Annotated in this window: 16 protein-coding genes, 2 tRNA genes and 3 rRNA genes; 10 read left to right on the forward strand and 11 right to left on the reverse strand. The window is 53.0% G+C overall.

From position 1 onward, the window contains the following. Nucleotides 1–124 precede the first annotated feature (124 nt). The 9 genes from rluD to LK04_RS03740 all read left to right on the forward strand — a co-directional run bounded on the left by rluD (nucleotide 125) and on the right by LK04_RS03740 (nucleotide 11951). A complete protein-coding gene (gene rluD / locus LK04_RS03700) occupies nucleotides 125–1105 on the forward strand; it encodes a 23S rRNA pseudouridine(1911/1915/1917) synthase RluD (protein WP_039330824.1) in 981 nt (326 codons plus the stop codon). Beyond that, entirely contained in the window at nucleotides 1102–1827 is a 726-nt protein-coding gene (gene yfiH / locus LK04_RS03705; protein WP_039330826.1) for a purine nucleoside phosphorylase YfiH, read from the forward strand. Before rluD ends, yfiH begins: the two co-directional genes overlap by 4 nt. Before the next feature lie 123 nt (nucleotides 1828–1950). Next, nucleotides 1951–4524 (forward strand): ATP-dependent chaperone ClpB, encoded by a 2574-nt coding sequence (gene clpB, locus LK04_RS03710; protein ID WP_039330828.1) that lies wholly within the window; start codon nucleotides 1951–1953, stop codon nucleotides 4522–4524. Between the two features lie 474 nt (nucleotides 4525–4998). Further along, nucleotides 4999–6538, forward strand: a 16S ribosomal RNA gene (locus LK04_RS03715). A gap of 74 nt (nucleotides 6539–6612) precedes the next feature. Next, nucleotides 6613–6689: transfer RNA gene (locus LK04_RS03720), tRNA-Ile, on the forward strand. Between the two features lie 149 nt (nucleotides 6690–6838). After that, nucleotides 6839–6914, forward strand: a tRNA-Ala gene (locus LK04_RS03725). 202 nt (nucleotides 6915–7116) lie between these two features. Continuing rightward, a 23S ribosomal RNA gene (locus tag LK04_RS03730) occupies nucleotides 7117–10022 on the forward strand. 229 nt (nucleotides 10023–10251) lie between these two features. Continuing rightward, a 5S ribosomal RNA gene (rrf, locus tag LK04_RS03735) occupies nucleotides 10252–10367 on the forward strand. Together the 16S, 23S and 5S rRNA genes with 2 tRNA genes alongside form the textbook arrangement of a ribosomal RNA operon. A gap of 279 nt (nucleotides 10368–10646) precedes the next feature. Next, nucleotides 10647–11951 carry an MFS family transporter gene (locus LK04_RS03740; protein WP_039333573.1) on the forward strand — a complete coding sequence of 435 codons (1305 nt, stop codon included), beginning with the start codon at nucleotides 10647–10649 and terminating at the stop codon, nucleotides 11949–11951. A 3-nt stretch (nucleotides 11952–11954) separates the two neighbouring features. On the opposite strand, the gene LK04_RS03745 is transcribed toward LK04_RS03740, so the two are convergent. The 5 genes from LK04_RS03745 to trxC form a co-directional block, all read right to left on the reverse strand. Next, on the reverse strand, nucleotides 11955–12275 hold the full coding sequence (locus tag LK04_RS03745) for a YfiM family lipoprotein (protein WP_039333571.1): 321 nt from the start codon (nucleotides 12273–12275) through the stop codon (nucleotides 11955–11957). Nucleotides 12276–12278: 3 nt separating this feature from the next. Then, entirely contained in the window at nucleotides 12279–13634 is a 1356-nt protein-coding gene (pssA, locus tag LK04_RS03750; RefSeq protein WP_039333569.1) for a CDP-diacylglycerol--serine O-phosphatidyltransferase, read from the reverse strand. Nucleotides 13635–13750: 116 nt separating this feature from the next. Next, nucleotides 13751–16408, reverse strand: coding sequence for a bifunctional acetate--CoA ligase family protein/GNAT family N-acetyltransferase (locus LK04_RS03755; protein WP_039333567.1), 2658 nt, complete (start codon nucleotides 16406–16408; stop codon nucleotides 13751–13753). A 76-nt stretch (nucleotides 16409–16484) separates the two neighbouring features. Beyond that, the gene (locus LK04_RS03760) at nucleotides 16485–17189 is read right to left on the reverse strand and encodes a tRNA-uridine aminocarboxypropyltransferase (RefSeq protein WP_039333565.1); all 705 of its coding nucleotides are present in this window, start codon (nucleotides 17187–17189) and stop codon (nucleotides 16485–16487) included. Between the two features lie 76 nt (nucleotides 17190–17265). Then, a complete protein-coding gene (gene trxC, locus LK04_RS03765; RefSeq protein ID WP_039333564.1) occupies nucleotides 17266–17685 on the reverse strand; it encodes a thioredoxin TrxC in 420 nt (139 codons plus the stop codon). Nucleotides 17686–17841: 156 nt separating this feature from the next. Here trxC and LK04_RS03770 point away from each other — a divergent pair, with 156 nt between their 5' ends. Then, nucleotides 17842–18960 (forward strand): tRNA/rRNA methyltransferase, encoded by a 1119-nt coding sequence (locus LK04_RS03770; protein WP_039333562.1) that lies wholly within the window; start codon nucleotides 17842–17844, stop codon nucleotides 18958–18960. A gap of 39 nt (nucleotides 18961–18999) precedes the next feature. Here LK04_RS03770 and emrB read toward each other — a convergent pair whose 3' ends face one another. The 6 genes from emrB to proV all read right to left on the reverse strand — a co-directional run bounded on the left by emrB (nucleotide 19000) and on the right by proV (nucleotide 26597). Further along, a complete protein-coding gene (gene emrB, locus LK04_RS03775) occupies nucleotides 19000–20538 on the reverse strand; it encodes a multidrug efflux MFS transporter permease subunit EmrB (RefSeq protein WP_102136000.1) in 1539 nt (512 codons plus the stop codon). 14 nt (nucleotides 20539–20552) lie between these two features. Next, nucleotides 20553–21725: a multidrug efflux MFS transporter periplasmic adaptor subunit EmrA gene (emrA, locus tag LK04_RS03780; protein ID WP_039333579.1), complete on the reverse strand. Its 1173-nt coding sequence runs from the start codon at nucleotides 21723–21725 to the stop codon at nucleotides 20553–20555. Between the two features lie 149 nt (nucleotides 21726–21874). Further along, nucleotides 21875–22405 (reverse strand): transcriptional repressor MprA, encoded by a 531-nt coding sequence (mprA, locus tag LK04_RS03785; RefSeq protein WP_039333557.1) that lies wholly within the window; start codon nucleotides 22403–22405, stop codon nucleotides 21875–21877. Nucleotides 22406–23142: 737 nt separating this feature from the next. Beyond that, on the reverse strand, nucleotides 23143–24138 hold the full coding sequence (gene proX / locus LK04_RS03795) for a glycine betaine/L-proline ABC transporter substrate-binding protein ProX (protein ID WP_039333554.1): 996 nt from the start codon (nucleotides 24136–24138) through the stop codon (nucleotides 23143–23145). A 63-nt stretch (nucleotides 24139–24201) separates the two neighbouring features. After that, nucleotides 24202–25404: a glycine betaine/L-proline ABC transporter permease ProW gene (proW, locus tag LK04_RS03800; protein WP_039333552.1), complete on the reverse strand. Its 1203-nt coding sequence runs from the start codon at nucleotides 25402–25404 to the stop codon at nucleotides 24202–24204. Then, nucleotides 25401–26597 carry a glycine betaine/L-proline ABC transporter ATP-binding protein ProV gene (gene proV, locus LK04_RS03805; protein ID WP_039333550.1) on the reverse strand — a complete coding sequence of 399 codons (1197 nt, stop codon included), beginning with the start codon at nucleotides 26595–26597 and terminating at the stop codon, nucleotides 25401–25403. Before proV ends, proW begins: the two co-directional genes overlap by 4 nt. Nucleotides 26598–26858 lie beyond the last annotated feature (261 nt).

The raw sequence follows: 26858 nt of genomic DNA on the forward strand, positions 1-26858 counted from the left end.
ATGATTATCCTCAAAGTGTTGTAGCGGAAGCTGTCCGTTAAGCTCCCGGTTATGGCCTGGTACGATAGCACATTATATTAAACGGCATCGCCGTGAAAACCCAACGTTAACGAAGAAGCTGTATATGGCACAACAAGTTCAACTCACCGCAACGGTGTCCGAAGCACAGCTTGGACAACGCTTAGATCAGACTTTGGCGGAATTGTTCCCTGATTATTCACGTTCTCGCATAAAAGAGTGGATCCTCGAGCGTCGCGTCAGCGTCAACGGCACCATCATCGACAAACCGAAAGAGAAAGTTTTCGGCGGTGAGCTGGTGTCAATCGATGCTGAAATCGAAGAAGCACAACGCTGGGAAGCGCAAGATATTCCCTTGAACATCGTCTACGAAGATGACGATATCCTGGTCATCAACAAGCCGCGTGGCCTGGTGGTGCATCCGGGGGCCGGTAACCCAGATGGTACCGTGCTGAATGCGCTGCTTTATCATTACCCGCCCATCGCCGACGTTCCGCGTGCAGGCATTGTGCACCGTCTCGATAAAGACACCACGGGATTGATGGTGGTGGCGAAGACAGTTCCGGCACAAACACACTTAGTGGAAACACTGCAACTGCGTGAAATCACCCGTGAGTATGAAGCGGTGGCGATTGGCACCATGACGGCAGGTGGCACAGTCAACGAGCCGATGGCACGTCACTCGACTAAGCGCACTCATATGGCTGTTCATCCAATGGGGAAACCCGCTACGACGCACTACCGCATCATGGAACATTTCCGTGCGCACACGCGTTTGCGTCTGCGTCTGGAAACCGGGCGTACCCACCAGATTCGTGTGCATATGGCGCATATCAACCATCCTCTGGTTGGTGATCCGCTGTACGGCGGTCGTCCGCGTCCACCGAAAGGGGCATCGGATGAATTCATCGCCGCACTGCGCGGATTCGATCGTCAGGCTCTGCATGCCACGATGCTGCGTCTCTATCATCCCATCACTGGGATTGAAATGGAGTGGCATGCGCCATTACCGCAGGACATGGTCGATCTGATCGACGCACTTAAAGCGGATACTCACGAGTTCCGCGATCAGATGGACTGGCTGTGAGTGAGTGGATCATCCCGGACTGGCCTGCTCCGCAGCGTGTCCAGGCATGTTCTACCACGCGCCACGGCGGAGTCAGCGTGGCACCCTGGGATTCTTTGAATCTTGGGGTACACGTTGGCGATAATGAAATGCATGTGCTGCAAAATCGCCAACGCTTAACCGAGGGTGTGTTGCCTTCCATGCCGCAGTGGCTTAACCAGGTTCACGGACACGCGGTGGCTCGCCTACCTGCAGATGAAGCGTTGCCGAATGCTGATGCCGCCATTACGCGGGAATCGGGCGTCGTCTGTGCGGTGATGACGGCAGATTGCCTGCCTGTACTGTTTTGTAGCCATGATGGCAGTGAAGTAGCGGCCGCGCATGCGGGCTGGCGTGGGCTGTGTAATGGTGTGCTTGAGCAGACTCTGGCGCAATTTCATTGTCCCGCCAGCGCGATTCACGCCTGGCTTGGTCCGGCAATCGGGCCTGATGCGTTTGAAGTGGGTCCAGAGGTCCGCACCGCTTTTATGGCTCATAATGCGCAAGCCGATGCGGCTTTTCGTCCGGTGGGTGATAAATATTTTGCTGATATTTGGCAATTGGCTCGCCAGCGCTTACAGGCCGCAGGCGTGCGTTCTGTCAGTGGTTCGCAGCGTTGCACGTTCACTGAGTCTGCTGATTTTTTCTCCTTCCGACGCAACGGAATCACCGGGCGTATGGCAACTTTGATTTGGCTGAGATAACCTTACGCCGCAAGACGATCCAGTAGCGTATTTTTTACTCACAATGCAGGTCATTAACCTTGAAAATTTGAGGGATGACCTCATTTAATCTCCAGTAGCATTTTGACCTGTATTGGAGGAATCATGCGTCTGGATCGTCTTACTAACAAATTCCAGTTGGCCCTTGCCGATGCTCAGTCCCTTGCTCTGGGACACGACAATCAATTTATTGAACCCCTTCATTTGATGAGCGCTTTGCTCAATCAGGAAGGTGGATCGGTGCGTCCATTGCTCAGTGCAGCAGGGACCGACGTCGCTGGACTTCGCTCCAGCATCGAACAAGCCATTAACCGTCTGCCTCAGGTAGAAGGCACCGATGGCGACGTGCAACCATCAGCCGATTTAATTCGCGTGCTGAACTTGTGCGACAAGCTGGCGCAAAAGCGCGGCGACAACTTTATATCATCTGAATTATTTGTTCTGGCGGCCCTCGACTCTCGCGGTTCGCTGGCGGACATCCTTAAGTCTGCTGGCGCAACCTCTGAAAAACTCGCTAAGGCCATCGAGCAATTGCGGGGAGGAGAGAACGTGAACGATCAAGGAGCTGAAGATCAGCGCCAGGCTTTGAAAAAATACACCATTGATTTAACCGAGCGCGCCGAACTCGGCAAGTTAGATCCGGTTATTGGTCGTGATGAAGAGATTCGTCGCACCATTCAGGTGTTGCAACGTCGTACCAAGAATAACCCAGTATTAATTGGTGAACCGGGTGTAGGTAAAACCGCCATTGCCGAAGGTTTAGCACAACGCATTATCAATGGTGAAGTGCCGGAAGGGCTGAAAGGCCGTCGGGTGCTGGCACTGGATATGGGCGCGCTGGTGGCGGGTGCAAAATATCGCGGCGAATTTGAAGAGCGTCTGAAAGGTGTGCTGAGCGATTTAGCGAAACAGGAAGGTAACGTCATTCTGTTTATCGACGAATTGCATACCATGGTCGGCGACGGTAAGGCGGATGGTGCCATGGATGCCGGTAATATGCTGAAACCCGCTCTGGCTCGCGGTGAGTTGCATTGCGTGGGTGCCACGACGTTAAACGAATATCGTCAGTTCATCGAAAAAGATGCTGCGCTGGAACGTCGCTTCCAGAAAGTTTTTGTGGCAGAGCCGAGTGTGGAAGACACCATCGCTATTCTGCGTGGTTTGAAAGAGCGCTATGAGCTTCACCACCATGTGCAGATCACCGATCCAGCGATTGTGGCAGCGGCAACCCTGTCGCATCGTTATATCGCTGATCGTCAGTTGCCGGATAAGGCCATTGATCTAATTGATGAGGCTGCATCCAGCATTCGTCTGCAGATGGATTCCAAGCCCGAGTCGCTTGACCGTCTCGATCGTCGCATCATCCAGTTAAAGCTCGAACAGCAGGCGCTGAAGAAAGAGTCGGATGATGCCAGCATCAAGCGTCTGGAGATGCTGGAAACCGAACTCGATCAGAAAGAGCGTGAATACGCCGAGCTGGAAGAAGAGTGGAAAGCAGAAAAAGCCTCTTTAACCGGCACGCAAAACATTAAGGCGGAGTTGGAGCAAGCACGTTTGTCGCTTGAGCAAGCGCGACGTGTGGGCGACCTTGGCCAAATGTCGGAACTGCAATACGGCAAAATTCCTGAACTGGAAAAACAGCTAGCCGCTGCGACCCAGTCAGAAGGCAAAACCATGAAGCTGTTACGCAACCGCGTGACGGATGTGGAGATTGCCGATGTGCTGGCGCGTTGGACGGGTATTCCAGTGGCGCGCATGATGGAAGGTGAGCGTGAAAAATTACTGCGTATGGAGCAGGAACTTCATGCCCGTGTGATTGGGCAAAATGAGGCGGTGGAAGCCGTATCCAATGCTATTCGCCGTAGCCGTGCAGGTTTATCCGATCCTAATCGTCCGATTGGTTCGTTCCTGTTCCTGGGGCCAACCGGTGTCGGTAAAACCGAACTGTGTAAAGCATTGGCCAATTTCCTGTTCGACAGCGACGACGCCATGGTGCGTATTGATATGTCGGAGTTCATGGAGAAACACTCTGTCTCACGTTTAGTGGGGGCACCTCCGGGCTATGTGGGTTATGAAGAGGGGGGATATCTGACGGAAGCGGTACGTCGTCGCCCTTATTCCGTCATTTTACTGGACGAAGTTGAGAAAGCGCACCCTGACGTGTTCAACATTTTGTTGCAGGTATTGGATGATGGACGCTTAACCGATGGTCAAGGCCGGACTGTTGATTTCCGTAATACGGTGGTAATCATGACATCTAACCTTGGATCGGACTTGATTCAGGAGCGCTTCGGGTCACTGGATTATCCTGAAATGAAAGATATGGTGATGTCTGTGGTTGGGGCGCATTTCCGTCCAGAGTTCATTAACCGTATTGATGAGGTGGTGGTGTTCCATCCACTGGGAGAAAAACACATTGCCTCAATCGCGCAGATTCAGCTCCAGCGTTTGTATAAACGTCTGGAAGAACGTGGCTACCAGTTACATATCACCGATGCCGCGCTGAAGCTGCTGGGCGAGAATGGTTACGATCCAGTGTACGGTGCGCGTCCATTGAAACGTGCGATTCAACAGCAAATTGAAAACCCGTTGGCGCAGAAGATTCTTTCTGGTGCTTTCGTTCCGGGCAAAACCATTGAAATGGATGTTAAAGACGATGCCATCGTCGCACATCAGTAATTTGAACTGACCAAAACGGGCCTTCGGGCCCGTTTTTTTATGGCGCATCACAAGAAACAGGTCGGTTTTACATCGTTTGGGTTAAAAGTTGAGCTGTCGTGCAAAAACTTTAAATTAGCGCTTGTCAGCCCAAAAGAAATCCCTATACTGCGCCACCACTGAGACGGCAAAGCGGCAACGCAGACGGCTCAGCAGGGAGTGAAGTGATTCACCCCGCCAGAGAAAAGCGCTGAAAAAAGTGTTTGACTCTGAAGGAGGAAGGCGTAATATACGCCACCTCGCAACAGCAGCTTAAGGCGCTGATTGCACCGCTCTTTAACAATTTATCAGACAATCTGTGTGGGCACTCGCAGGATTGATATCAACGTCTCCGGACGTAAAAAATATCAAGTCTCACGAGTGAACACATAATGAAATTCATTATGACGTTTTACAGATGAGCATCGCTGCACTGGTTGCAGCAAATCAAACTTTAAATTGAAGAGTTTGATCATGGCTCAGATTGAACGCTGGCGGCAGGCCTAACACATGCAAGTCGAACGGTAGCACAGAGAGCTTGCTCTCGGGTGACGAGTGGCGGACGGGTGAGTAATGCCTGGGAAACTGCCTGATGGAGGGGGATAACTACTGGAAACGGTAGCTAATACCGCATAACGTCTTCGGACCAAAGTGGGGGACCTTCGGGCCTCACACCATCGGATGTGCCCAGGTGGGATTAGCTAGTAGGTGGGGTAATGGCTCACCTAGGCGACGATCCCTAGCTGGTCTGAGAGGATGACCAGCCACACTGGAACTGAGACACGGTCCAGACTCCTACGGGAGGCAGCAGTGGGGAATATTGCACAATGGGCGCAAGCCTGATGCAGCCATGCCGCGTGTATGAAGAAGGCCTTCGGGTTGTAAAGTACTTTCAGCGGGGAGGAAGGCGGTGGAGTTAATAGCTTCATCGATTGACGTTACCCGCAGAAGAAGCACCGGCTAACTCCGTGCCAGCAGCCGCGGTAATACGGAGGGTGCAAGCGTTAATCGGAATTACTGGGCGTAAAGCGCACGCAGGCGGTCTGTCAAGTCGGATGTGAAATCCCCGGGCTTAACCTGGGAACTGCATTCGAAACTGGCAGGCTAGAGTCTTGTAGAGGGGGGTAGAATTCCAGGTGTAGCGGTGAAATGCGTAGAGATCTGGAGGAATACCGGTGGCGAAGGCGGCCCCCTGGACAAAGACTGACGCTCAGGTGCGAAAGCGTGGGGAGCAAACAGGATTAGATACCCTGGTAGTCCACGCCGTAAACGATGTCGACTTGGAGGTTGTTCCCTTGAGGAGTGGCTTCCGGAGCTAACGCGTTAAGTCGACCGCCTGGGGAGTACGGCCGCAAGGTTAAAACTCAAATGAATTGACGGGGGCCCGCACAAGCGGTGGAGCATGTGGTTTAATTCGATGCAACGCGAAGAACCTTACCTACTCTTGACATCCAGAGAACTTAGCAGAGATGCTTTGGTGCCTTCGGGAACTCTGAGACAGGTGCTGCATGGCTGTCGTCAGCTCGTGTTGTGAAATGTTGGGTTAAGTCCCGCAACGAGCGCAACCCTTATCCTTTGTTGCCAGCGGTTCGGCCGGGAACTCAAAGGAGACTGCCAGTGATAAACTGGAGGAAGGTGGGGATGACGTCAAGTCATCATGGCCCTTACGAGTAGGGCTACACACGTGCTACAATGGCGCATACAAAGAGAAGCGACCTCGCGAGAGCAAGCGGACCTCATAAAGTGCGTCGTAGTCCGGATTGGAGTCTGCAACTCGACTCCATGAAGTCGGAATCGCTAGTAATCGTAGATCAGAATGCTACGGTGAATACGTTCCCGGGCCTTGTACACACCGCCCGTCACACCATGGGAGTGGGTTGCAAAAGAAGTAGGTAGCTTAACCTTCGGGAGGGCGCTTACCACTTTGTGATTCATGACTGGGGTGAAGTCGTAACAAGGTAACCGTAGGGGAACCTGCGGTTGGATCACCTCCTTACCTGAAGATACCTTCCCGCGCAGTGCTCACACAGATTGTCTGATAGAAAAGTAACGAGCAGAAAAAACCTCTACAGGCTTGTAGCTCAGGTGGTTAGAGCGCACCCCTGATAAGGGTGAGGTCGGTGGTTCAAGTCCACTCAGGCCTACCAAATTTCTCCTCATGCTGCGTTAAAGCGCCGCTCGTATAGTGAACTATACGTCGCGACCCTTTGCCTTGCCTGAGAAGAAATTAGCATTCTTCGTGAGAAGGATGTGACTCCTGGTGAGTGGTAGTAGATGGTCTCTGCAGTAACTGTATGGGGCTATAGCTCAGCTGGGAGAGCGCCTGCCTTGCACGCAGGAGGTCAGCGGTTCGATCCCGCTTAGCTCCACCATTACAGTGACTCAAACCAATACTTCAGAGTGTACCGGCAACGGTGTGCTGCGAAGTATTATGCTCTTTAACAATCCGGAACAAGCTGAAAATTGAAACGACGTGTCGGTTCATTTCTCCGTAATAAGAAATGAATGATGACATGTTCGAGTCTCTCAAATGCTTGCAGCTTGCATGCGTTGTAAAACGCCTGTGGGTTGTGAGGTTAAGCGACTAAGCGTACACGGTGGATGCCCTGGCAGTCAGAGGCGATGAAGGACGTGCTAATCTGCGTAAAGCGTCGGTAAGGTGATATGAACCGCTACAGCCGACGATGTCCGAATGGGGAAACCCGGTGCACTCTGTGCATCATCGTAACATGAATACATAGTGTTACGAGGCGAACCTGGGGAACTGAAACATCTAAGTACCCAGAGGAAAAGAAATCAACCGAGATTCCCCCAGTAGCGGCGAGCGAACGGGGAGCAGCCCAGAACCTGAATCAGCTGGTGTGTTAGTGGAAGCGTCTGGAAAGTCGCAGGGTACAGGGTGATACTCCCGTACACAAAAGCACACCTTCTGTGAGTTCGAAGAGTAGGGCGGGACACGTGGTATCCTGTCTGAATATGGGGGGACCATCCTCCAAGGCTAAATACTCCTGACTGACCGATAGTGAACCAGTACCGTGAGGGAAAGGCGAAAAGAACCCCGGCGAGGGGAGTGAAACAGAACCTGAAACCGTGTACGTACAAGCAGTGGGAGCCTACTTGTTAGGTGACTGCGTACCTTTTGTATAATGGGTCAGCGACTTATATTCTGTAGCAAGGTTAACCGTATAGGGGAGCCGCAGGGAAACCGAGTCTTAACTGGGCGTTAAGTTGCAGGGTATAGACCCGAAACCCGGTGATCTAGCCATGGGCAGGTTGAAGGTTGGGTAACACTAACTGGAGGACCGAACCGACTAATGTTGAAAAATTAGCGGATGACTTGTGGCTGGGGGTGAAAGGCCAATCAAACCGGGAGATAGCTGGTTCTCCCCGAAAGCTATTTAGGTAGCGCCTCGTGAACTCATCTTCGGGGGTAGAGCACTGTTTCGGCTAGGGGGCCATCCCGGCTTACCAACCCGATGCAAACTGCGAATACCGAAGAATGTTATCACGGGAGACACACGGCGGGTGCTAACGTCCGTCGTGAAGAGGGAAACAACCCAGACCGCCAGCTAAGGTCCCAAAGTCATGGTTAAGTGGGAAACGATGTGGGAAGGCACAGACAGCCAGGATGTTGGCTTAGAAGCAGCCATCATTTAAAGAAAGCGTAATAGCTCACTGGTCGAGTCGGCCTGCGCGGAAGATGTAACGGGGCTAAACCATGCACCGAAGCTGCGGCAGCGACGCTTAGGCGTTGTTGGGTAGGGGAGCGTTCTGTAAGCCGTTGAAGGTGGCCTGTGAGGGCTGCTGGAGGTATCAGAAGTGCGAATGCTGACATAAGTAACGATAAAGCGGGTGAAAAGCCCGCTCGCCGGAAGACCAAGGGTTCCTGTTCAACGTTAATCGGAGCAGGGTGAGTCGACCCCTAAGGCGAGGCTGAAAAGCGTAGTCGATGGGAAGCTGGTTAATATTCCAGCACTTGGTGTTACTGCGAAGGGGGGACGGAGAAGGCTAGGTTATCCGGGCGACGGTTGTCCCGGTTTAAGCATGTAGGCGGGAGTTTTAGGTAAATCCGGAACTCTTTTAACGCTGAGGTGTGATGACGAGCCACTACGGTGGTGAAGTAACTGATGCCCTGCTTCCAGGAAAAGCCTCTAAGCTCCAGGTAACACGAAATCGTACCCCAAACCGACACAGGTGGTCAGGTAGAGAATACCAAGGCGCTTGAGAGAACTCGGGTGAAGGAACTAGGCAAAATGGTGCCGTAACTTCGGGAGAAGGCACGCTGTCGGTAGGTGAAGTCCCTCGCGGACGGAGCTGAAGGCAGTCGAAGATACCAGCTGGCTGCAACTGTTTATTAAAAACACAGCACTGTGCAAACACGAAAGTGGACGTATACGGTGTGACGCCTGCCCGGTGCCGGAAGGTTAATTGATGGGGTTATCCGCAAGGAGAAGCTCTTGATCGAAGCCCCGGTAAACGGCGGCCGTAACTATAACGGTCCTAAGGTAGCGAAATTCCTTGTCGGGTAAGTTCCGACCTGCACGAATGGCGTAATGATGGCCAGGCTGTCTCCACCCGAGACTCAGTGAAATTGAAATCGCTGTGAAGATGCAGTGTACCCGCGGCAAGACGGAAAGACCCCGTGAACCTTTACTATAGCTTGACACTGAACATTGAGCCTTGATGTGTAGGATAGGTGGGAGGCTTTGAAGCGTGGACGCCAGTCTGCGTGGAGCCATCCTTGAAATACCACCCTTTAATGTTTGATGTTCTAACGTAGACCCGTAATCCGGGTTGCGGACAGTGTCTGGTGGGTAGTTTGACTGGGGCGGTCTCCTCCCAAAGAGTAACGGAGGAGCACGAAGGTTGGCTAATCCTGGTCGGACATCAGGAGGTTAGTGCAATGGCATAAGCCAGCTTGACTGCGAGAGTGACGGCTCGAGCAGGTGCGAAAGCAGGTCATAGTGATCCGGTGGTTCTGAATGGAAGGGCCATCGCTCAACGGATAAAAGGTACTCCGGGGATAACAGGCTGATACCGCCCAAGAGTTCATATCGACGGCGGTGTTTGGCACCTCGATGTCGGCTCATCACATCCTGGGGCTGAAGTAGGTCCCAAGGGTACGGCTGTTCGCCGTTTAAAGTGGTACGCGAGCTGGGTTTAGAACGTCGTGAGACAGTTCGGTCCCTATCTGCCGTGGGCGCTGGAGAATTGAGGGGGGTTGCTCCTAGTACGAGAGGACCGGAGTGAACGCACCACTGGTGTTCGGGTTGTCATGCCAATGGCATTGCCCGGTAGCTAAGTGCGGAAAAGATAAGTGCTGAAAGCATCTAAGCACGAAACTTGCCCCAAGATGAGTTCTCCCTGAGCACTTGATGCTCCTGAAGGGACGTTGAAGACGACGACGTTGATAGGCCGGATGTGTAAGTGCAGCGATGCATTGAGCTAACCGGTACTAATGACCCGTGAGGCTTAACCTTACAACGCCAGAGGCGTTTTTGAGAAGACGCAAAAGTAGATTTTCAGCTTAGTTCACCGGATTTTAGATTTAGTTTTGTTCTGCGGACATGAGTCCGAAGGATTTTGCGCTGAGGCAAGGCGCCGACCGAGACGGAACGAAGGAGCATACACAAGTATGTGACTGAGTAACGCGAGAGAAGGCAACGCCGCATCAGCACAAAAGACACAGGACAGAACACAAAGAATTTGCCTGGCGGCTGTAGCGCGGTGGTCCCACCTGACCCCATGCCGAACTCAGAAGTGAAACGCCGTAGCGCCGATGGTAGTGTGGGGTCTCCCCATGCGAGAGTAGGGAACTGCCAGGCATCAAACAAGTGAAGAAGCCCTGAACGAAAGTTCAGGGCTTTTTTACGTCTGCAGATCACTGAATTTACGTCTGTAGAACACTGAATTTGCGTCTTTAGATCACTGAATGTATGTCTGCAGGACAATGAATTTGCATGAAAATCAGTGAAAAACTCACCCTAAAACCCCTTTCAGCATCACAATTTGTCACATCCACCCCGCTATATTTCCCGAAACCGACTCACAAATGCTTTAATCAATCCTTTGGCATTAATTTATCGCAAGGAAAGAGGTAAGACATGACTGACTCACTACAACAAAAAATGGCGCCGACAGCATCGGTGGTAAGTAACAAACAACGCATCTGGGCGATTGTTGGCGCATCTTCAGGCAACCTGGTCGAATGGTTCGACTTCTACGTTTACTCATTTTTTTCTCTCTATTTTGCTCATGTATTTTTTCCAACAGGCGACACCACCACGCAATTACTGCAAACAGCCGGCGTATTTGCTGCGGGTTTCTTGATGCGCCCGATTGGTGGCTGGCTATTTGGTTACATTGCAGACCGACATGGGCGTAAAAACTCCATGTTGATCTCCGTCTGCATGATGTGTCTGGGATCGTTAGTCATCGCCTGTCTACCGGGCTATGGTGAAATTGGTGTGGCGGCACCGGTGATCTTATTGCTGGCGCGTATGTTTCAAGGGTTATCGGTGGGAGGCGAGTACGGCACCAGCGCTACCTACATGAGTGAAGTGGCGCTGGAAGGCCGTAAAGGCTTTTACGCATCCTTTCAATACGTCACGCTGATTGGTGGCCAACTGTTGGCAGTACTGACTGTCGTGGTTCTACAGCAGATATTGAGTGATGAAGAGCTACGCAGCTGGGGTTGGCGCATTCCGTTCTTCCTCGGGGCGGTATTGGCTGTTGTCGCGCTCTGGTTGCGTCGCTCACTGAATGAAACTTCCGAGAAGAAAAACCGCGAACACCGTGATGCGGGTAGTATCTTTGGCCTGCTGCGCAACCACTCTCGTGCCTTCCTGATGGTGCTCGGGTTTACTGCCGGAGGTTCGCTCAGCTTCTATACCTTCACCACTTACATGCAAAAGTATCTCGTTAATACCGCAGGTATGGATGCCCGTAGTGCGAGTGGACTGATGACAGGCGCGTTATTGGTCTTCATGTTGATTCAGCCGATCGTGGGCGCGCTTTCTGACAAGATTGGTCGTCGATCTTCAATGATGATCTTTGGCGCGGGTGCAGCAATTTGTACTGTCCCGATCCTGATGATGCTGCAGAATGTTCAAAGCAGTTTCGCCGCGTTTGCATTAATCATGCTGGCGCTGATCATCACCAGCTTTTACACCGCCATCAGCGGTATCCTTAAAGCGGAAATGTTCCCACCAGAAGTCCGTGCGCTCGGTGTGGGTCTGTCTTATGCAGTGGCGAATGCGATCTTTGGTGGCTCGGCAGAATACGTGGCGTTACTGCTAAAGAAAGAGGGAATTGAAACCAGCTTCTTCTGGTATGTCTCGGCGATGGGCGCGTTGGCGTTTCTGGTTTCGCTTATGCTGCATCGTAAAGGCAAGGGCATTTCGCTGTGATGATTACTGGCTCAGATTCCACAGTGCAATGCCTGTCGCTGCACCTGCCACATCATAGCTGAGATCCTTCCAACTCCAGCCGCTCCCTGCTGAGCGGCTGTCATACCACTCTTTTCCCACACCAAAACTGAGTGAGAACAGAAAGCCAAACCGCAGATTCTGTCCCCGTCCTTGATGCTGATGTTGGGAAATTTCGCTCCCCGCAGCGGCCAAAGCAGCAGAAGAGAAGAAGTGCTCCGCTTTATCTCTGCCAGTCCAGTTATCCTGCGCCACATGCGCACATCCACTACAGCTTAAAACCACGCAGAGGATGAGCGCACGCATCGGTTACAACAAGCGGCTGATTAAGCGGTCAATACGGATACGGCGCAAACGGCGTATCAGCTTGCGGACTTTCGCAGGGTAATCAGAAATGCTCTCCAGCTCGCGGAAATGCTTAACCACGCTGGTGTGCTGACGAATCAGTGCCAGCTCTTTCTCGCGTTGCTCAGCCAACTCATTTTTGGGATCGTGAATCAGCACCGCGTTTTCCAAATCCAGTCGCCATGCGCGAGGATTGAGGTTATTGCCGGTGATCATCATCCACTCATCATCGACCCAGATCCCCTTGAGGTGATAGCTGTTCTCGCCATCTTTCCACAAGCGCACCGTAAGCTGCCCGTTATTCACATAATACTGCAAGCGGCTCAGGAAACGTCGCAGGTTGATCTCATACAAATAGGGCAGGGCGCCGATGATTTTAAACGGCTGCTCAGGTGGGATGTAAAAGTCATTGGCGGTTTTATCACCGATGATGATCTCAACTTCTTTACCCTGACGCAGTAAATGGATCAGGTTACGCACCAGAATGGCTGGCAGGTTGAAGTAGGGAGTACAGAGCGTCAGTTTACGTTCTGCGCAGGGCATCAGGTGGAAGATGGTTTTGTTGAGTAAGCTGCGTTTACCCAACCCAACCAATGGTGTAACAGCCAATGACTCGTTATCGGCATCCCCGGCAAACTGATAGTTAAAACTGCGCAGATCCTGACGGAACTGACGGGTTTCATTTTTGATTTCAGGGCTAGATGGGCGTTCAGTTTGATCGAGGCGGTTAACCGCATCAGACTGCTTAAGATTCTCGCAAATCCAGGCGTAAAGCGTATCGGCCAGCTTTGGATTGCGGATCAGCTGGTAGCGGTCATAGCGATATCGATCATGTTGATGCAGATAAACATCATTGAGACTGGCACCGCTATACAGCAGCGTATCATCAATGATAAAGCCTTTCAGATGCAGTACGCCGAGTGCCTCGCGGGTATTCACCGGGATGCCATACACCGGAATCGCGATATCTGGATGTTGGGCGGCCATTTCGCAATACCAGTCGGCATTCGTCAGCCCACGCGCGGCACCAATTCGGCCTCGCTGCGCACGATGCCAGTCCACCAGAATGCTGATGTCCAGCTCTGGGCGTGCCTGGCGCGCAGCGTAAAGCGCCTGCATCACCCCCCGACCACCGTCATCGTTTTCCAGATACAGTGCAGTAATGCAAATGCGCTTCTCTGCCGTGGCAATTTTCGTCAGCAGGGTCTCACGGAACTCGGCAGGCGAGTAAAGCGTGGTTATATCTGACACGGATTGTGACAGTTTAGGCAGCTGTGCGAGGTGTTGTTGGTGTTTATTACGTTTGAATTTAGACAACATCACAGTGCACTTCTTCTCTGTTCATTGCATGGCCTTTTGCCATCAAATCATGATCCTAACGTTAAATAATAACATCAACCGGCATGATAAGGAGGATTTTTACCTTTCTGTACAGGTCAGCCCTGGGATTCGCCGAGCGGCAAATTCAGACTGACGATCCCATCATCCAATTGAATATTCACACGAAAATTGAGTTTTCGTGCCAGCGTAATCATGCCGGTGTTGTGTGGCATGGTGATACCGTTCAATTGTTGCAGGCCATGATCGCGCGTGTAGCGGATCATCTTTTCCAGCAAACGTCTGCCCATCCCGAGCCCCTTCAGGTCGGAACGCACCAATACAGAGAACTCGGCATCAATGTTATCGGCATCAGAGATGGCACGCGTCACCCCAATAATCTCTTCACTGCCGTTATGTTGCCGTACGGCAACAATCGCCATTTCACGGTCGTAATCGATCTGCGTCATATTCGCGAGGTCTTCATGGGTGAACTCGTTGATCTCACTGAAATAACGATAATAGAGGTCCTCCTTGGTCACCTGGGCGATAAAGGCGCGCAGCTGCGGCTCATCTTCTGGCAGAATCGGCCGGAACAGACAGTGCTGGCCATCTTTCAGTTCGACCTGCTCCTCGAGATGATGCGGATAAGGGCGGATAGCCAGTCTGGTCTCGTTATCGCCGTTAAAGGGGGCTAACTGGAGAGTGACATCAAGTAATGTGAACTCATCGGCGGAAGCGAGCAGAGGATGGATATCCAGCCGCTGGATTTCCGGGCAATCCACCACCAGGTTGGAAACCTGAACCAGCAACTGACTCAAACCGGCGATATCCAGTGGGCGCAACGCGCTGCGGCTGCGCACTTTGCCACTTTTCATCGCCTGAATCACCAGATAACGCGCCAGCGTCATGTTCAGTGGCGGCAGGGCAACGGCAGCCTGCTTATCTGGCTGCCACTCCACACCACCTTCACCCAGCATAATAATGGGGCCAAACAGCGGATCCTGTTCCACCACCACGCGAAGTTCCTGCGCGCCCGCGCGGTTCGCCATACTCTGCACCAGCAGCCCATCAATGCGTGCATGGGGATGGGTATGACGCACACGATCAAAAATGGCCTCTGCCGCCTGTTCGACTTCAGCCGTACTTCGCAGATACAGCATGACCCCCTGAACGTCGGATTTATGCGGGATATCGGGTGAGCGCAGTTTAAGCGCCACCGGATAGCCAATCTGGTCGGCGATGCTGGCGGCTTCCTGGCTATCGCTCGCAATCCACGTTGGCAGCGTCGACAAACCGTAGGCTTGCAGCACGGGCTGGACTTCGTGGGTATCCAGTGTGGTGATTCCGTGGTCCAGCGCTTGTTGAATCAGCTGATGCGCCTGTGCGCTGTTTTGCGTCAAGCCGACAGGTAAAGCCGGGGTTTCGCGCAGCTGTTTCTGGTTACGTCGATACTCAACCTGATGCATAAACGCAGTAACCGTGCCTTCAGGCGTACGCCAGGTTGGAATGCCTGCTTCAGTAAAGGCACGACGAGCCGCCTGAGATGAATATTCGCCGCACCAGTTGGTGAGAAGCGTCACCTGCTTACCACGGGGATGTTTCGCCACCGCGGCAATAATCTGATTGGCCGTTTCACTCGACGGGGAGACGGCGCTCGGGGCATGAATAATCATCAGTGCATCCAGTTCGTGGCTATCCAGCAGTTGCTCGATGCAGGCGACATAGCGTGCCGGTGTGGCATCGTCCTTCAAATCCAGCGGATTGCCCCGTCCAACCCCTTCCGGCAGTAATCCCGCGAGCCCCTGCAAAGTGTCTTCGCTTAGCGTGGCCAGCTTGCCATTACGCGCATACAGCTCATCCAGTGCCAGTGCTGCAGGCGCTGCGCCATTACTGACGATCATCAAACGGTCGCCCTTCAGCGGGCGCATATGGCTGAGCGATTCCACCGCTGTAAACAGTTCATGCGTATCCTGCACCCGCAGCAGACCTGCACGCTGAATCGCTGCATCCCAGGCGGCATCCAGTCCGCTGCGCGTACCGATCATGGCCTGCGCCTGATGGCTGCGTCCGCTTTTAATCACCAAAATCGGTTTATTACGCGATGCGCTACGTGATGCTGAAACAAAGCGGCGGGCATCGCTGAGATGTTCGAGATAAAGCAAAATGGCGCTGGTTTTGCCATCACGCGCGAGGAAGTCCAGCAGGTCATCCACGTCGATATCCAGACTGTCGCCCAAGGCGATGAACCAGGAAAAGCCCAGATTACGCTGTTGCGCCCAGTCAAGAATGGTGTTGGAGACCGCCGCCGACTGGGAGATAAACGCAATACGCCCTTTAGCGATGGGTACGGGAGAAAAGCTGGCGTTCAGTCCCTGCCATGGTGCCAGTAATCCCAGGCTATTGGGGCCGAGCAGTCGGATTTGCCACTGACTGGCGCAGGCTTTTAATTCTTCTAGCTGGTTGGCAGGAGCGGAGAGAATGATGCAGGCCTTGCAGCCTTTTTCACCCAGTTGCTGCAGTAGCTCGAGATTTCGTTTGGCATGGGTACAGATGATGGCGAGGTCGGGCGCAAACGGCAGACTGGCAATATCCGGCCAGGCCAGTACGCCGCTGACTGCTTTGTACTTCGGTGTTACCGGCAGCACTGGGCCGCTAAAACCACCCGCCAGCAGGTTACGCATCATAAAGTAGCCGGCGCGTCCCGGTTGTACCGACGCGCCAATCACCGCAATGGATTTAGGTCGTAACAGTGCTTCCAGACCACGTTGGCTCATCATCCGCTCCTGACATCAAGACTGGCATGATTGTAAACGCTTTTTAGTCTACTTGCCGACTCGCGGATCGCAGGCTTTAGATTTCGCTATTCAATAGTGATTGCTGATAGTGCACAGGATGGTGCGGTTTACCCGCCAGATACGCATGGCGGAAATGCTCGAAATGTTGTTGTAGCGCTTGTGCAGCCTGAATATCCCCAGCCTGTTCCAGCAGTGCGGCAGCCACTTCAGCGGTGCAGTGCTGCCCTTCGCCGTGGGCTTCACGCAGTGTATAGCGTGAGGGAGTGGAGACATTCAAGGACATCACCGGAAAGGCATCCAGCCACGGGCTTTTGCGGAACATCTTGCGCGCTTCGGTCCAGGTACCATCCAGCATAATAAAGAGCGGCGGCTTGCCCGTGAGCGGTGGCGTGGTGAGCACTTCACGACCGGCATCGGCATAAGAGCCTGGAAACACCACCAACGGTTGATAATCGGTGGTTTTCATCAACGCCAGCAGGGCTTCATCTGGCTCAGTGCGTGACCAACCGAATGCCAGCGTATCAGGCAACACATCGGCAATCAGACGCCCTGTATTACTCGGCTTCATCGGTTCGGTGTCGAACATCACCAGACAAAAACGACTGCGCGCTTGCTGCGGCTGCAGCGTGGCACACAGGCAGTTTTTTTTCGGTAAAAGACAGCGCTGGCAGCGCAATACGCGGTTGCCTCGGGCAAGAAAGGGGCGTGTAGCACGCGCTAAACGTTGCGCACGTAAGCGCAGGACGGCATTTTCAGACATAGGATCGCAGGCAGGAAAAACGACAGTGTAATGGATGCCACAAAGCAAGACCAGCACAGGGCTGGTCTCAAAAGGGTTACAGTGACTCGTCGAGCCACTCGTTGAACGGCGCTTTAGGCATGGCACCGTTCAGCATGTCGACCATTTCGCCATTTTTAAACAACATGATGGTAGGAATGCTGCGAATACGGAAACGCGCACTGAGAGTGGGTTCAGCCTCGGTGTTCACCTTCACAAAACGTACTTTGCCCCGACGCTCGTCGGCGACATCTTTAAACACCGGTGCGAAGTTGACGCACGGGCCGCACCAGGGCGCCCAGAAGTCGATGACCACCGGCAGGTCGTCCTGCAAATATTTATCCAGCGTGGCGGCGGTGGCATTCGCGACTTCACCATTAAACAATTGCTCACCGCAGCGACCACATTTCGCGCCATCGGTAATACGCTCCTCGGGAACGCGATTCGTTGCCTGACAGGAGGCACATACAGTATTCATCGTCACCTCTAACCGGACCTGTAAATATCATGATTGTCGGACATTATGAAAAGGTTGAGTGCTATGCTCAATCTGGATTGCCCAATAGGTTCAATAGTTGATAGCTAAGCACCGACACATCAGGTAATCTTCGCGCTCTCAATGCTGGAGGAACAGATGAACGACGAATTTAAAGGCAAAAGCGGCAAGGTAAAAGTGATGTATGTACGTGATGAGGATGCAGGGCAAAAGCCCAATCCCCGTACCGGCAAAGGCGGCCGTCCTGCTGCGCGCCAGGAAGATAATCGTCGTTCTGGCCCTCGCAGCGCACGTAATAATGAAGAGGGTGGCCGTAGCGGCGCGCCAGCGGGGCGTGGTTCCGCTCAGCGTGATGCGCGCAACAGCGAACGTGGCCGCAGCTTCGGTCGCCGCGACGATCGTGATGACAACCGCAGCTTCGGTGATTCGCCGTGGCGCACCGTTTCACGCCCGCCAGTGGCCGATGACAGCCAGATTGATGACGCGGCAAGCAACAAGCCAGTGATTGATCCCGAGCAGATCCGCCGTCAACGTCAGGAAGAGACGCGCGTATATGGTGAGAATGCTTGTCAGGCGCTGTTTGCCAGCCGTCCGGAAAGCATTGTGCGTGCCTGGTTTATCCAGAGCGTGACGCCACGTTTCCGTGAAACCCTGCGTTGGTTAGCGGCCAACCGTAAAGCTTACCATGTGGTGGATGATGCCGAGCTGACCAAGGCATCAGGCACTGAACACCACGGTGGCGTGTGCTTCATTATTAAGAAGCGCATGGGCATGGAAGTCTCCGAGTGGCTGAAAAAGGCCGATACCAAAGATTGCGTGCTGGCGTTGGAAGATGTCAGCAACCCGCACAACCTGGGCGGCATCATGCGTAGCTGCGCCCACTTCGGTGTTAAAGGTTTGCTGGTGAACGATGCCTCTCTGTTGGAATCGGGCGCGGCAGTCCGCACCGCAGAAGGGGGTGCTGAGCATGTTCAGGCGATCAGTGGTGAAAGTTTTGCCAGTGGCCTCGAAGCCTTCCGTAAAGCCGGTTACACCATCGTCACTACTTCCAGCCATGAAGGCACGCCACTGGCGAAAGCTGAGCTGCCAGCGAAGATGGTTCTGGTATTAGGTCAGGAGCGTGAGGGGCTGTCCGACAGCGCCTTCCAGCAGGGCGATATCAGCCTGTCGATTGGTGGTACAGGCAACGTTGAAAGCCTCAACGTATCGGTCGCAACCGGTATTCTGCTTGCCGAGTGGTGGCGTCAGAACGCATAAAAGAAAACGGGCCGCTCAGGCCCGTTTTTATTTGCAAACTTAGTGAGCGCCACCGCCGCCACCGCCTGCACCGAATGGCGGACGCGCAAACCATACCAGCACCAGCAAGATCAAAAACACCCCTGCCGAAGCCCAGAAGATCTCATTCGCTGAGATAATCAGACCCTGATTGGTAATTTGCTGCGCGATATAGGCTGAAGCCTGCTGCTGCGTCATGCCGATACTTTGCAGTTGGTCATACATCTGCTGCGAATTCGGGTTGAACGGATTCACCGATTCCGACAAATAGCTGTGGTGCATCGATTCACGGTCAGTCCACATGGTGGTGGTGATCGAGGTCCCGATAGAACCGGCCAGCGTACGCACAAAGTTCGACAAGCTTGATGCCGCCGCCATGCGCTCTGGCGGCAATCCCGACAGCGTAATGGTGGTCAATGGCATAAAGAAGCAGGCCACGGCAAAGCCCTGAATAAACTGCGGCCACGCCGACGCTCCAAAATCCATCCCCGGCTCAAAAGTGTAAGCGCGCCAGTAGAAACAGACGGCGTACATGATAAAGCTGAAGGTCACCAAACGCCGCATATCCAGCTTGTGGGCGAAACGGCCGATAATCGGCGACAGGATCACCGGGATAATACCGACCGGAGCCGATGCCAAACCTGCCCAGGTGGCAGTGTAGCCGTATACCTCCTGCAACAGCTGCGGCAGAAGCACTATCGAGCCGAAGTAGAGCATATAAGCCAGACTGATCGACAAACACCCAATGGTAAAGTTGCGCTTTTTAAACAGCGACAAATCAACTATTGGATGGTCATCGGTAAGCTCCCACACCAGCAGTACTAACAGCGCCACCACGGCGACCACCGCCAAAACAATAATCTCTGTCGAGCTAAACCAATCCAGTTCTTTACCGCGGTCCAGCATCACCTGCAGTGAGCCAATCCCCACCACCAGCAGCACCAGACCGACCATATCGATTGGGCGAATTTCCGTCTTAGTTTCACGGCCGCGCAGGGTTTGCAGTGTCAGTAACACCACCACCACACCAATCGGCACGTTGATAAAGAAGATCCAGCCCCAGTGGTAGTTATCACTGATCCAGCCGCCCAGAATCGGACCGCAGATCGGTGCCACGATCACCGTCATCGCCCACAACGAAAGCGCCACACTGCGCTTCGCGGGGGGATAGTTATTCAGCAGCAAACTTTGCGACAGTGGAATCAACGGACCGGCCACCACACCCTGAATGACGCGGAAGAAGATCAGCATCTCCAGGCTCTCTGACATGCCGCACGCCCACGATGCCAGCACAAACAGAATGGTTGACCAGGTAAACAGCTTTACCTCACCGATACGTTTGGCTAACCAACCGGTGATGGGTATCGAGATGGCGTTTGCCACCCCGAATGAGGTAATCACCCACGTGCCTTGCGAGTTCGAGGCACCGAGGTTACCGGCGATCGTTGGGATCGCCACGTTAGCGATGGTGGAGTCCAGCACCTGCATGAACGTTGCCAGTGATAAGGCAATGGTCATCAGGACCAGCGGTGCTCCCTCAAGCGGTTTTTGTGCCATCACAGCCTCCCGCAAAATTAGTCAGCGTTGGCACGAACGATGTCAGTAATCAGCTGATTAACTGGCGCAAGATCGATTGCCAGTGCATTACTTTCATAAGCGGCTTGCGAACGCACGCTGCTGGCTAATGTGGCACCGTCTTTATTCTGGGTATCCACTTTCACCAGGGTAGAGAGGCCAATACGCAGCGGATGCTCGGCCACTTGCTGTGGGTCCAGCTCAATACGCACCGGCAAGCGCTGAACCACTTTGATCCAGTTACCCGTGGCGTTCTGTGCGGGCAGCAGTGAGAAGGCGCTACCGGTACCCATATCCAGACCCACGACTTTACCGTGATACTCCACATCATCGCCGTAGATATCGCTGACCACCGTAGCCGGTTGGCCAATACGCACACCAGACAGTTGCGTTTCTTTGAAGTTGGCATCAATCCACAAATTGGTGGCAGGCACCACCGCCAGCAGAGGCGTGCTGGTGGAGATCTGAGAACCTACCTGTACGCTACGACGTGAAATGAAGCCATCAATCGGGCTGCGAATGTCGGTACGTTGTAGCGCCAGCCAGGTATCACGCAGCTCGGCCGCGGCTTGCTTCACCGCCGGCTGGTTAGCCAAATCGGTATTCAGGATCATCGCCTGGTTCGCATTGTATTGCTGAACGGCGACATCCAGTTGCGCTTTTGCGGTCGCAACGGCATCACGTGCGTGTTGCAACTCTTCCCGGCCAATCAGATTCGAGGCACCCAGCGGTATGCGGCGTTGCAGGTCGGCTTCAGCCTGATCCAACGCCGTTTGCTGCAGTTTAATGGTGGCCTGATACTGCTTACCATTAATCATCAACTGATGAGTCTGACGTACACTGGTGGCCAGCGCGGTCTGCGCTTTTTCAAAAGCTTGTTCCGCATCGGTTTTATCCAGCGAGACCAGCACATCGCCTTTTTTCACGCGATCGGTGTTATCAAACCAGACTTTATTCACGCTACCGGAAACCTGTGCCATCACCTGCACCTGGTTTCCCGCAACGTAGGCATCATCGGTTTCCTGGAAATGGCGCAACACCAGATACCAGTAAGCCAGATACGCCAAGCCAATCAGTACAAACACGATAGCCAGCAGGATCAGCACACCTTTGCGCTTCTTCTTTTTATTCGCTGGCTGTTGCGGGCTTTGAGCTTCCGCTGTCGCACTCATGTTGTTCTCCACGTTTTCCATTTGGTCGGGATGTGTCGATCCATCAACACGGATCTCCGAGTCGAAAAAGCCAGCGTTTTAGACGCTGGCCGGATAAAAGGGGATTAAAATAGCGATTTCGGAAGGTGATTGTGTCGCACTTCTTGCTATTAGCGCGACAGGGAAGCGATAACCTGATCTTCGTCCATCTTATCAAGGCGGTTAAGCAGCTTACGCGTAATCGACTCCAGCTGATCCTGCTCAGAGGTAGAGAGCGAGGACCACAGATACTGCAAACTTTGATGCTGTGGCGGCAGCAGCTGACGTAAGAAATCATTACCTTTCTCGGTCAGATGTAAATGCAGGCAGCGGCGGTCATTTTCACTCTCACGACGCTCAATCCAGCCACGCTTTTCCAGCTCATCGGCAATGCGGGTGGCATTGGTACGTGAAGAACCCAGCGCGGAGCTCAGTTCTGACGGCTGAATGCTCTGATTTTCCTGCGCATCCAGGGTGATCAGCGCCATGAATAAGGTCTCGTTAATTCCCTGCGCCTTCAACATCTTGTTGCGGTTATCCAACAGTTTGCCCTGCATATGCATGCACAGGCGAGTCAGGATGATTTCCTGCAACGGAAAATCTTTATGGCGGTTAGCACGGATGTTTAGCATCTGTTCAATGGGGGAAAACGAACTTTCCATTTTAAAAAAAACCTCTTAGTTGCAACTGGTATAGTAAGGATGGTGACAGATTAAGCGTAGTCATATTTTCCGCCAGTGATTGTTCGCACGATCACATTGTCAACATCTGGCGTCCAGGTCATTCCGTAACCCTGGGCACTTCGCCCCGACAACTCGCCACTTTGCATGGTCACATTGTCATCAATTCGCCTCGCGAAACCTTTTTATGAATAAATAATTTCGCGAGAAAAAATAACTGTGGTGAATAACTGTGCTGCTAACCATAACAAACTCAATCATCAATGAATAGTATCACTCACTATTTTGGACGCGTCTTTACGCTTTCTAAACACTTTTATGAAAAATGTTATGATTATAAATCAAATGGTTAATATGTGATTGCTTGACGTCCGGCCCGAAAAAATGGTGCCAGTGAAAATGACGATTTTTGTGAGTGATCTGACGTAATTTCACCATGCGAGGAGGTTGCACAGTGTTACCGATGAGACCGGCAAGAGGGTTAGCAAGCAGAAAAGCGCGAACAGCAGACATCAATGCAGCTAACGCGTGATGGCGTTGCAGTTTGTCGGCGTTCATTGCGGCAGAAAGGTGTCAATAATCATATATGGGTAATAGTAACCCAAAAAATTATTACAATGGTGTGTTAATTAACAGGACGTACCAGTGCGCTATAGCGCACATCTGGCTGGGGCAAGGCGGTTAAAGCTTCAGGGGCGGCCTTCAGGCCGCCCACGGCATTACTTCGCAGCAGCCTGCGCGTCTTGAATCCACTTATCAAACTGGGCCTGATGGCCTTTGATCCAACCATCAACATGGCTGTTGATATCGGCTTCAGAAGCATGACCTGCATGCATCGCGGCATTCTCGGCATTGATATCAGCCAGTGGCAGCTTCATCTCAGCAAACAACTTGGCAGCAGCCGGATTCTTCTCCGCCCAGGCCTTGTTCGCCACGATATGCATGGTGTTCACCGGGAAACCATAGTTCATGCCGTTAGGCAATTTGGTATCCACTTTGCTCTGCGCGCCTGGCATTGAGGAGAACGGCACCTGCAGCCATACCACATCTTTGCCCGGTTTCAGCACGTCGCTCACCCAGTACGGGGTCCAGGTGTAATACAGAATCGGTTTACCCTGTTTGAAGCGCGTGATGGTGTCGGCGATCATCGCCGAGTAGTTACCCTGATTGTGCTCAACGGTGTTACTCAGCTTATAGGCATCAATCTGGTGGTTAATGACCGCCTCGCAGCCCCAGCCCGGCGTACAGCCGGTGAGATCGGCTTTACCGTCACCGTTGGTATCAAACAGCTTGGCGATTTTAGGATCTTTCAGCTGTTCGATGTTGGTGATGTGATATTGGTCAGCCGTTTTTTTATCGATCAGATAGCCTTGGGCCGCACCGGTAACATAGGTGCCCTCGCGGTAAAACTTCTGATCGCCACCCGCTGCGGCGTACATATCATCGTGCAGCGGTTTCCAGTTAGTCGCCATAAAAGTGGCATCACCCGCGGCGATGGTGGTGTACGCCACGTTGTAATCCACTTCACTCGGCTTATCGACGGTATAACCCAGTTTTTCCAGGGCGCGGCTCACCAGCAGCGTCTGGAAGGTCTCTTCGGAAATGGTGCTCTGGGCGGGTTTAACGGTAATGCCTTTACCCGGAAGGTCGGCGGCGGACACGTGCGTCGCGGCAAACGTCGTCAGGACGGCGGCGAATAGAGCTGTCTTGCGCATAGTCATTCCTTATTTTACGTGTGGCGTCGGAGACGGACGGCCTCAACGGGCCGTCCAAAAAAATCAGGCTTTTTTACTGAAGGGGCGCAGCAGCAAGCCAATCGGGCCAGTGTTGTACCAGTGACGGCTGCCACGGCTGCGGCTGTCTTGACCGACCGACTGCGTCAGGCGGTCGAGTATGATGGCGAGGATCACGATACCCACACCGCCCACGCTGGCGAGGCCCATGTCGAGGCGGCCAATGCCGCGCAGTACCATCTGACCAAGACCGCCCACCGCGATCATTGAGGCAATTACCACCATCGACAGCGCCAGCATCAGCGTCTGGTTTACACCGGCCATGATGGTCGGCATCGCCAGCGGCAACTGCACTTTGAACAGCATCTGACGTGGGCTGGCACCAAAGGATTCACTCGCCTCAATCAGATCGGCAGGGACCTGCTTAATGCCCAGAATGGTCAGGCGCACAATGGGCGGCAGGGCAAAGATAATGGTCACCACCACACCCGGCACGTTACCGATACCGAACAGCATCACAATCGGTACCAGATAAACGAAGGCTGGCGTAGTCTGCATGGCATCCAGCAACGGGCGCACAATACGCGCGGCGCGCTCACTGCGTGCCAGCCAAATCCCCAGCGGCAGCCCGATGATGATGCAGAACAGCAGGGCGGTGAGGACCAATGCCAGCGTGACCATCGCCTGCGACCAGGCACCAATCATGCCGATCAGCACCAGTGAAATCAGCGTAGCTATACCCATTGCTGGCGTAGCGATTTGCCAGGCGATCAGGGCAAACAGCACAATGGCAACCGGTGCGGGCAGACCCATCAATAAGTTCTGGAATGCGCTGAGGATGTAATCCACCGGCACACGAATGCCCTGGAATACCGGGCGGAAATGGTTTACCACCCAATCGATGCCTTCCGTCACCCAACGGTCCAGCGGAATCATGGTGTTATGGAAGGGATCCATAATATTGAAATGCTCTGGTTTTGGCGCAGGTGCACTGCTGAGCCAGTCACTGTTACCAGCAGCAGAGGTGGCAGCGTCGTGACCGCCACTGCTGGCTGCATCTGAGCCGGTACTGGAGGCATTGCCCCAGGCGTCAGCGGAACCTGCGCTTGAACCGGAGTCTGCTGGAGCGGCACTGCCGCTGCTCGACCAGGGATCGCTGCTGCTGGCGGCTGCGCTGGAATCTGTTGTGGTGGCTTGCGGTGTGGTCTGGCTGGCGCTATCCCACGGATTGGCTGTTTGTTCACTCATGACTGGGCTCCTTCACGATCTAAAGCGCGCAATAGCATGCTTTTGGAAATGATACCGACATACTGATTGTCTTCACCGACCACGGGTACGGCGCAGGGCGCTTGTGCCACATGGGACAGCAGATCGTTCAGTGAGGTATCCGCAGGAACCGCTAACGGTGTTTCGAGTAACGCATTATCCAGACCTTCGCCCGCTGCCAGTGCCGCTTTCAACGAATCAGTGGACACCACGCCAACAAATTTCTGTTTTTCCAGCACATAGCCAAATTCACGATCTTCATCCTGCAGCAGTTTGATCGCCGAACGAGGGCCAAAACCGGCAGCTTTACGGATTAGCGCGCCAGCACTGCGGCGAGCAATATCTTTGGCGCTAAACACGTGGCTGATATCCACACCACGGAAGAAGGTACGCACGTAATCGTTAGCAGGATTATTGAGGATTTCATCGGGTGTGCCGACCTGCACCACTTCACCGCCTTGCATAATGGCAATACGGTCGCCAATACGCATGGCTTCATCGAGGTCATGGGAAATAAAGACGATGGTACGTTGGTGTTTCGCCTGTAATTTTACCAACTCATCCTGCATTTCAGTACGAATGAGTGGATCGAGTGCTGAGAAGGCTTCATCCATCAATAAAATATCCGGATTAATGGCCAGCGCGCGGGCTAATCCAACACGCTGACGCATACCACCGGAGAGTTCATCGGGATAGGAGTGCGCATAATTTTCTAATCCTACCTGACGCAAGGCTTCCAGCGCTTTTTCCTGACGTTCCTGTACCGGCACGCCCGCTAATTCCATGCCGAAGGCTGCATTATTCAGTACCGTCATATGCGGCATTAATGCGAAGGACTGGAATACCATGCTGATCTTATTTCTGCGTACTTCACGCAGTTCAGCGTCCGATATTTTGGCAATATCGACACCGTCAATGATAACCTGGCCACGAGTTGGCTCTATCAGACGATTGAGAAGGCGAACCATGGTGGATTTCCCCGAGCCGGAGAGCCCCATGATGACGAAGATCTCGCCTTCTTCAATGGCCAGACTGGCATTTTTGACGCCGAGTGAAAGACCGGTTTTTGCCAGAATAGTCTCTTTGCTTTCACCTTTATCAATCAGCTTAAATGCCTTTTCGGGGTTATCCCCAAATACCTTATATAAATTCTTTACTTCAAGTTTAATTGCCATGCCGTCATTAATTTCCCGGTTAAATGTTTCACTATTTCTTGTTGTGGTCTCGATTAAATTTAAGCGCCCTATAACCTAGCATAGTGAGAATATCTGACAACCCTAAATGGGAATATTGACGCGTTGAGAGCATCGTGAAGTGGCGATAATTCCAGTGCTCACAAGGGATGAGCGTGAATCAAATTTTTCTGAATTTTTTGTGAAGTTTACCCGGTTTGATGTCAATTGCTGGCTGAAATGCGAATAAATTGGGGTTAAGTG

It is taken from the genome of Pantoea vagans, from assembly GCF_001506165.1.
GTDB classification, from domain to species: Bacteria; Pseudomonadota; Gammaproteobacteria; order Enterobacterales; family Enterobacteriaceae; genus Pantoea; species Pantoea vagans_C.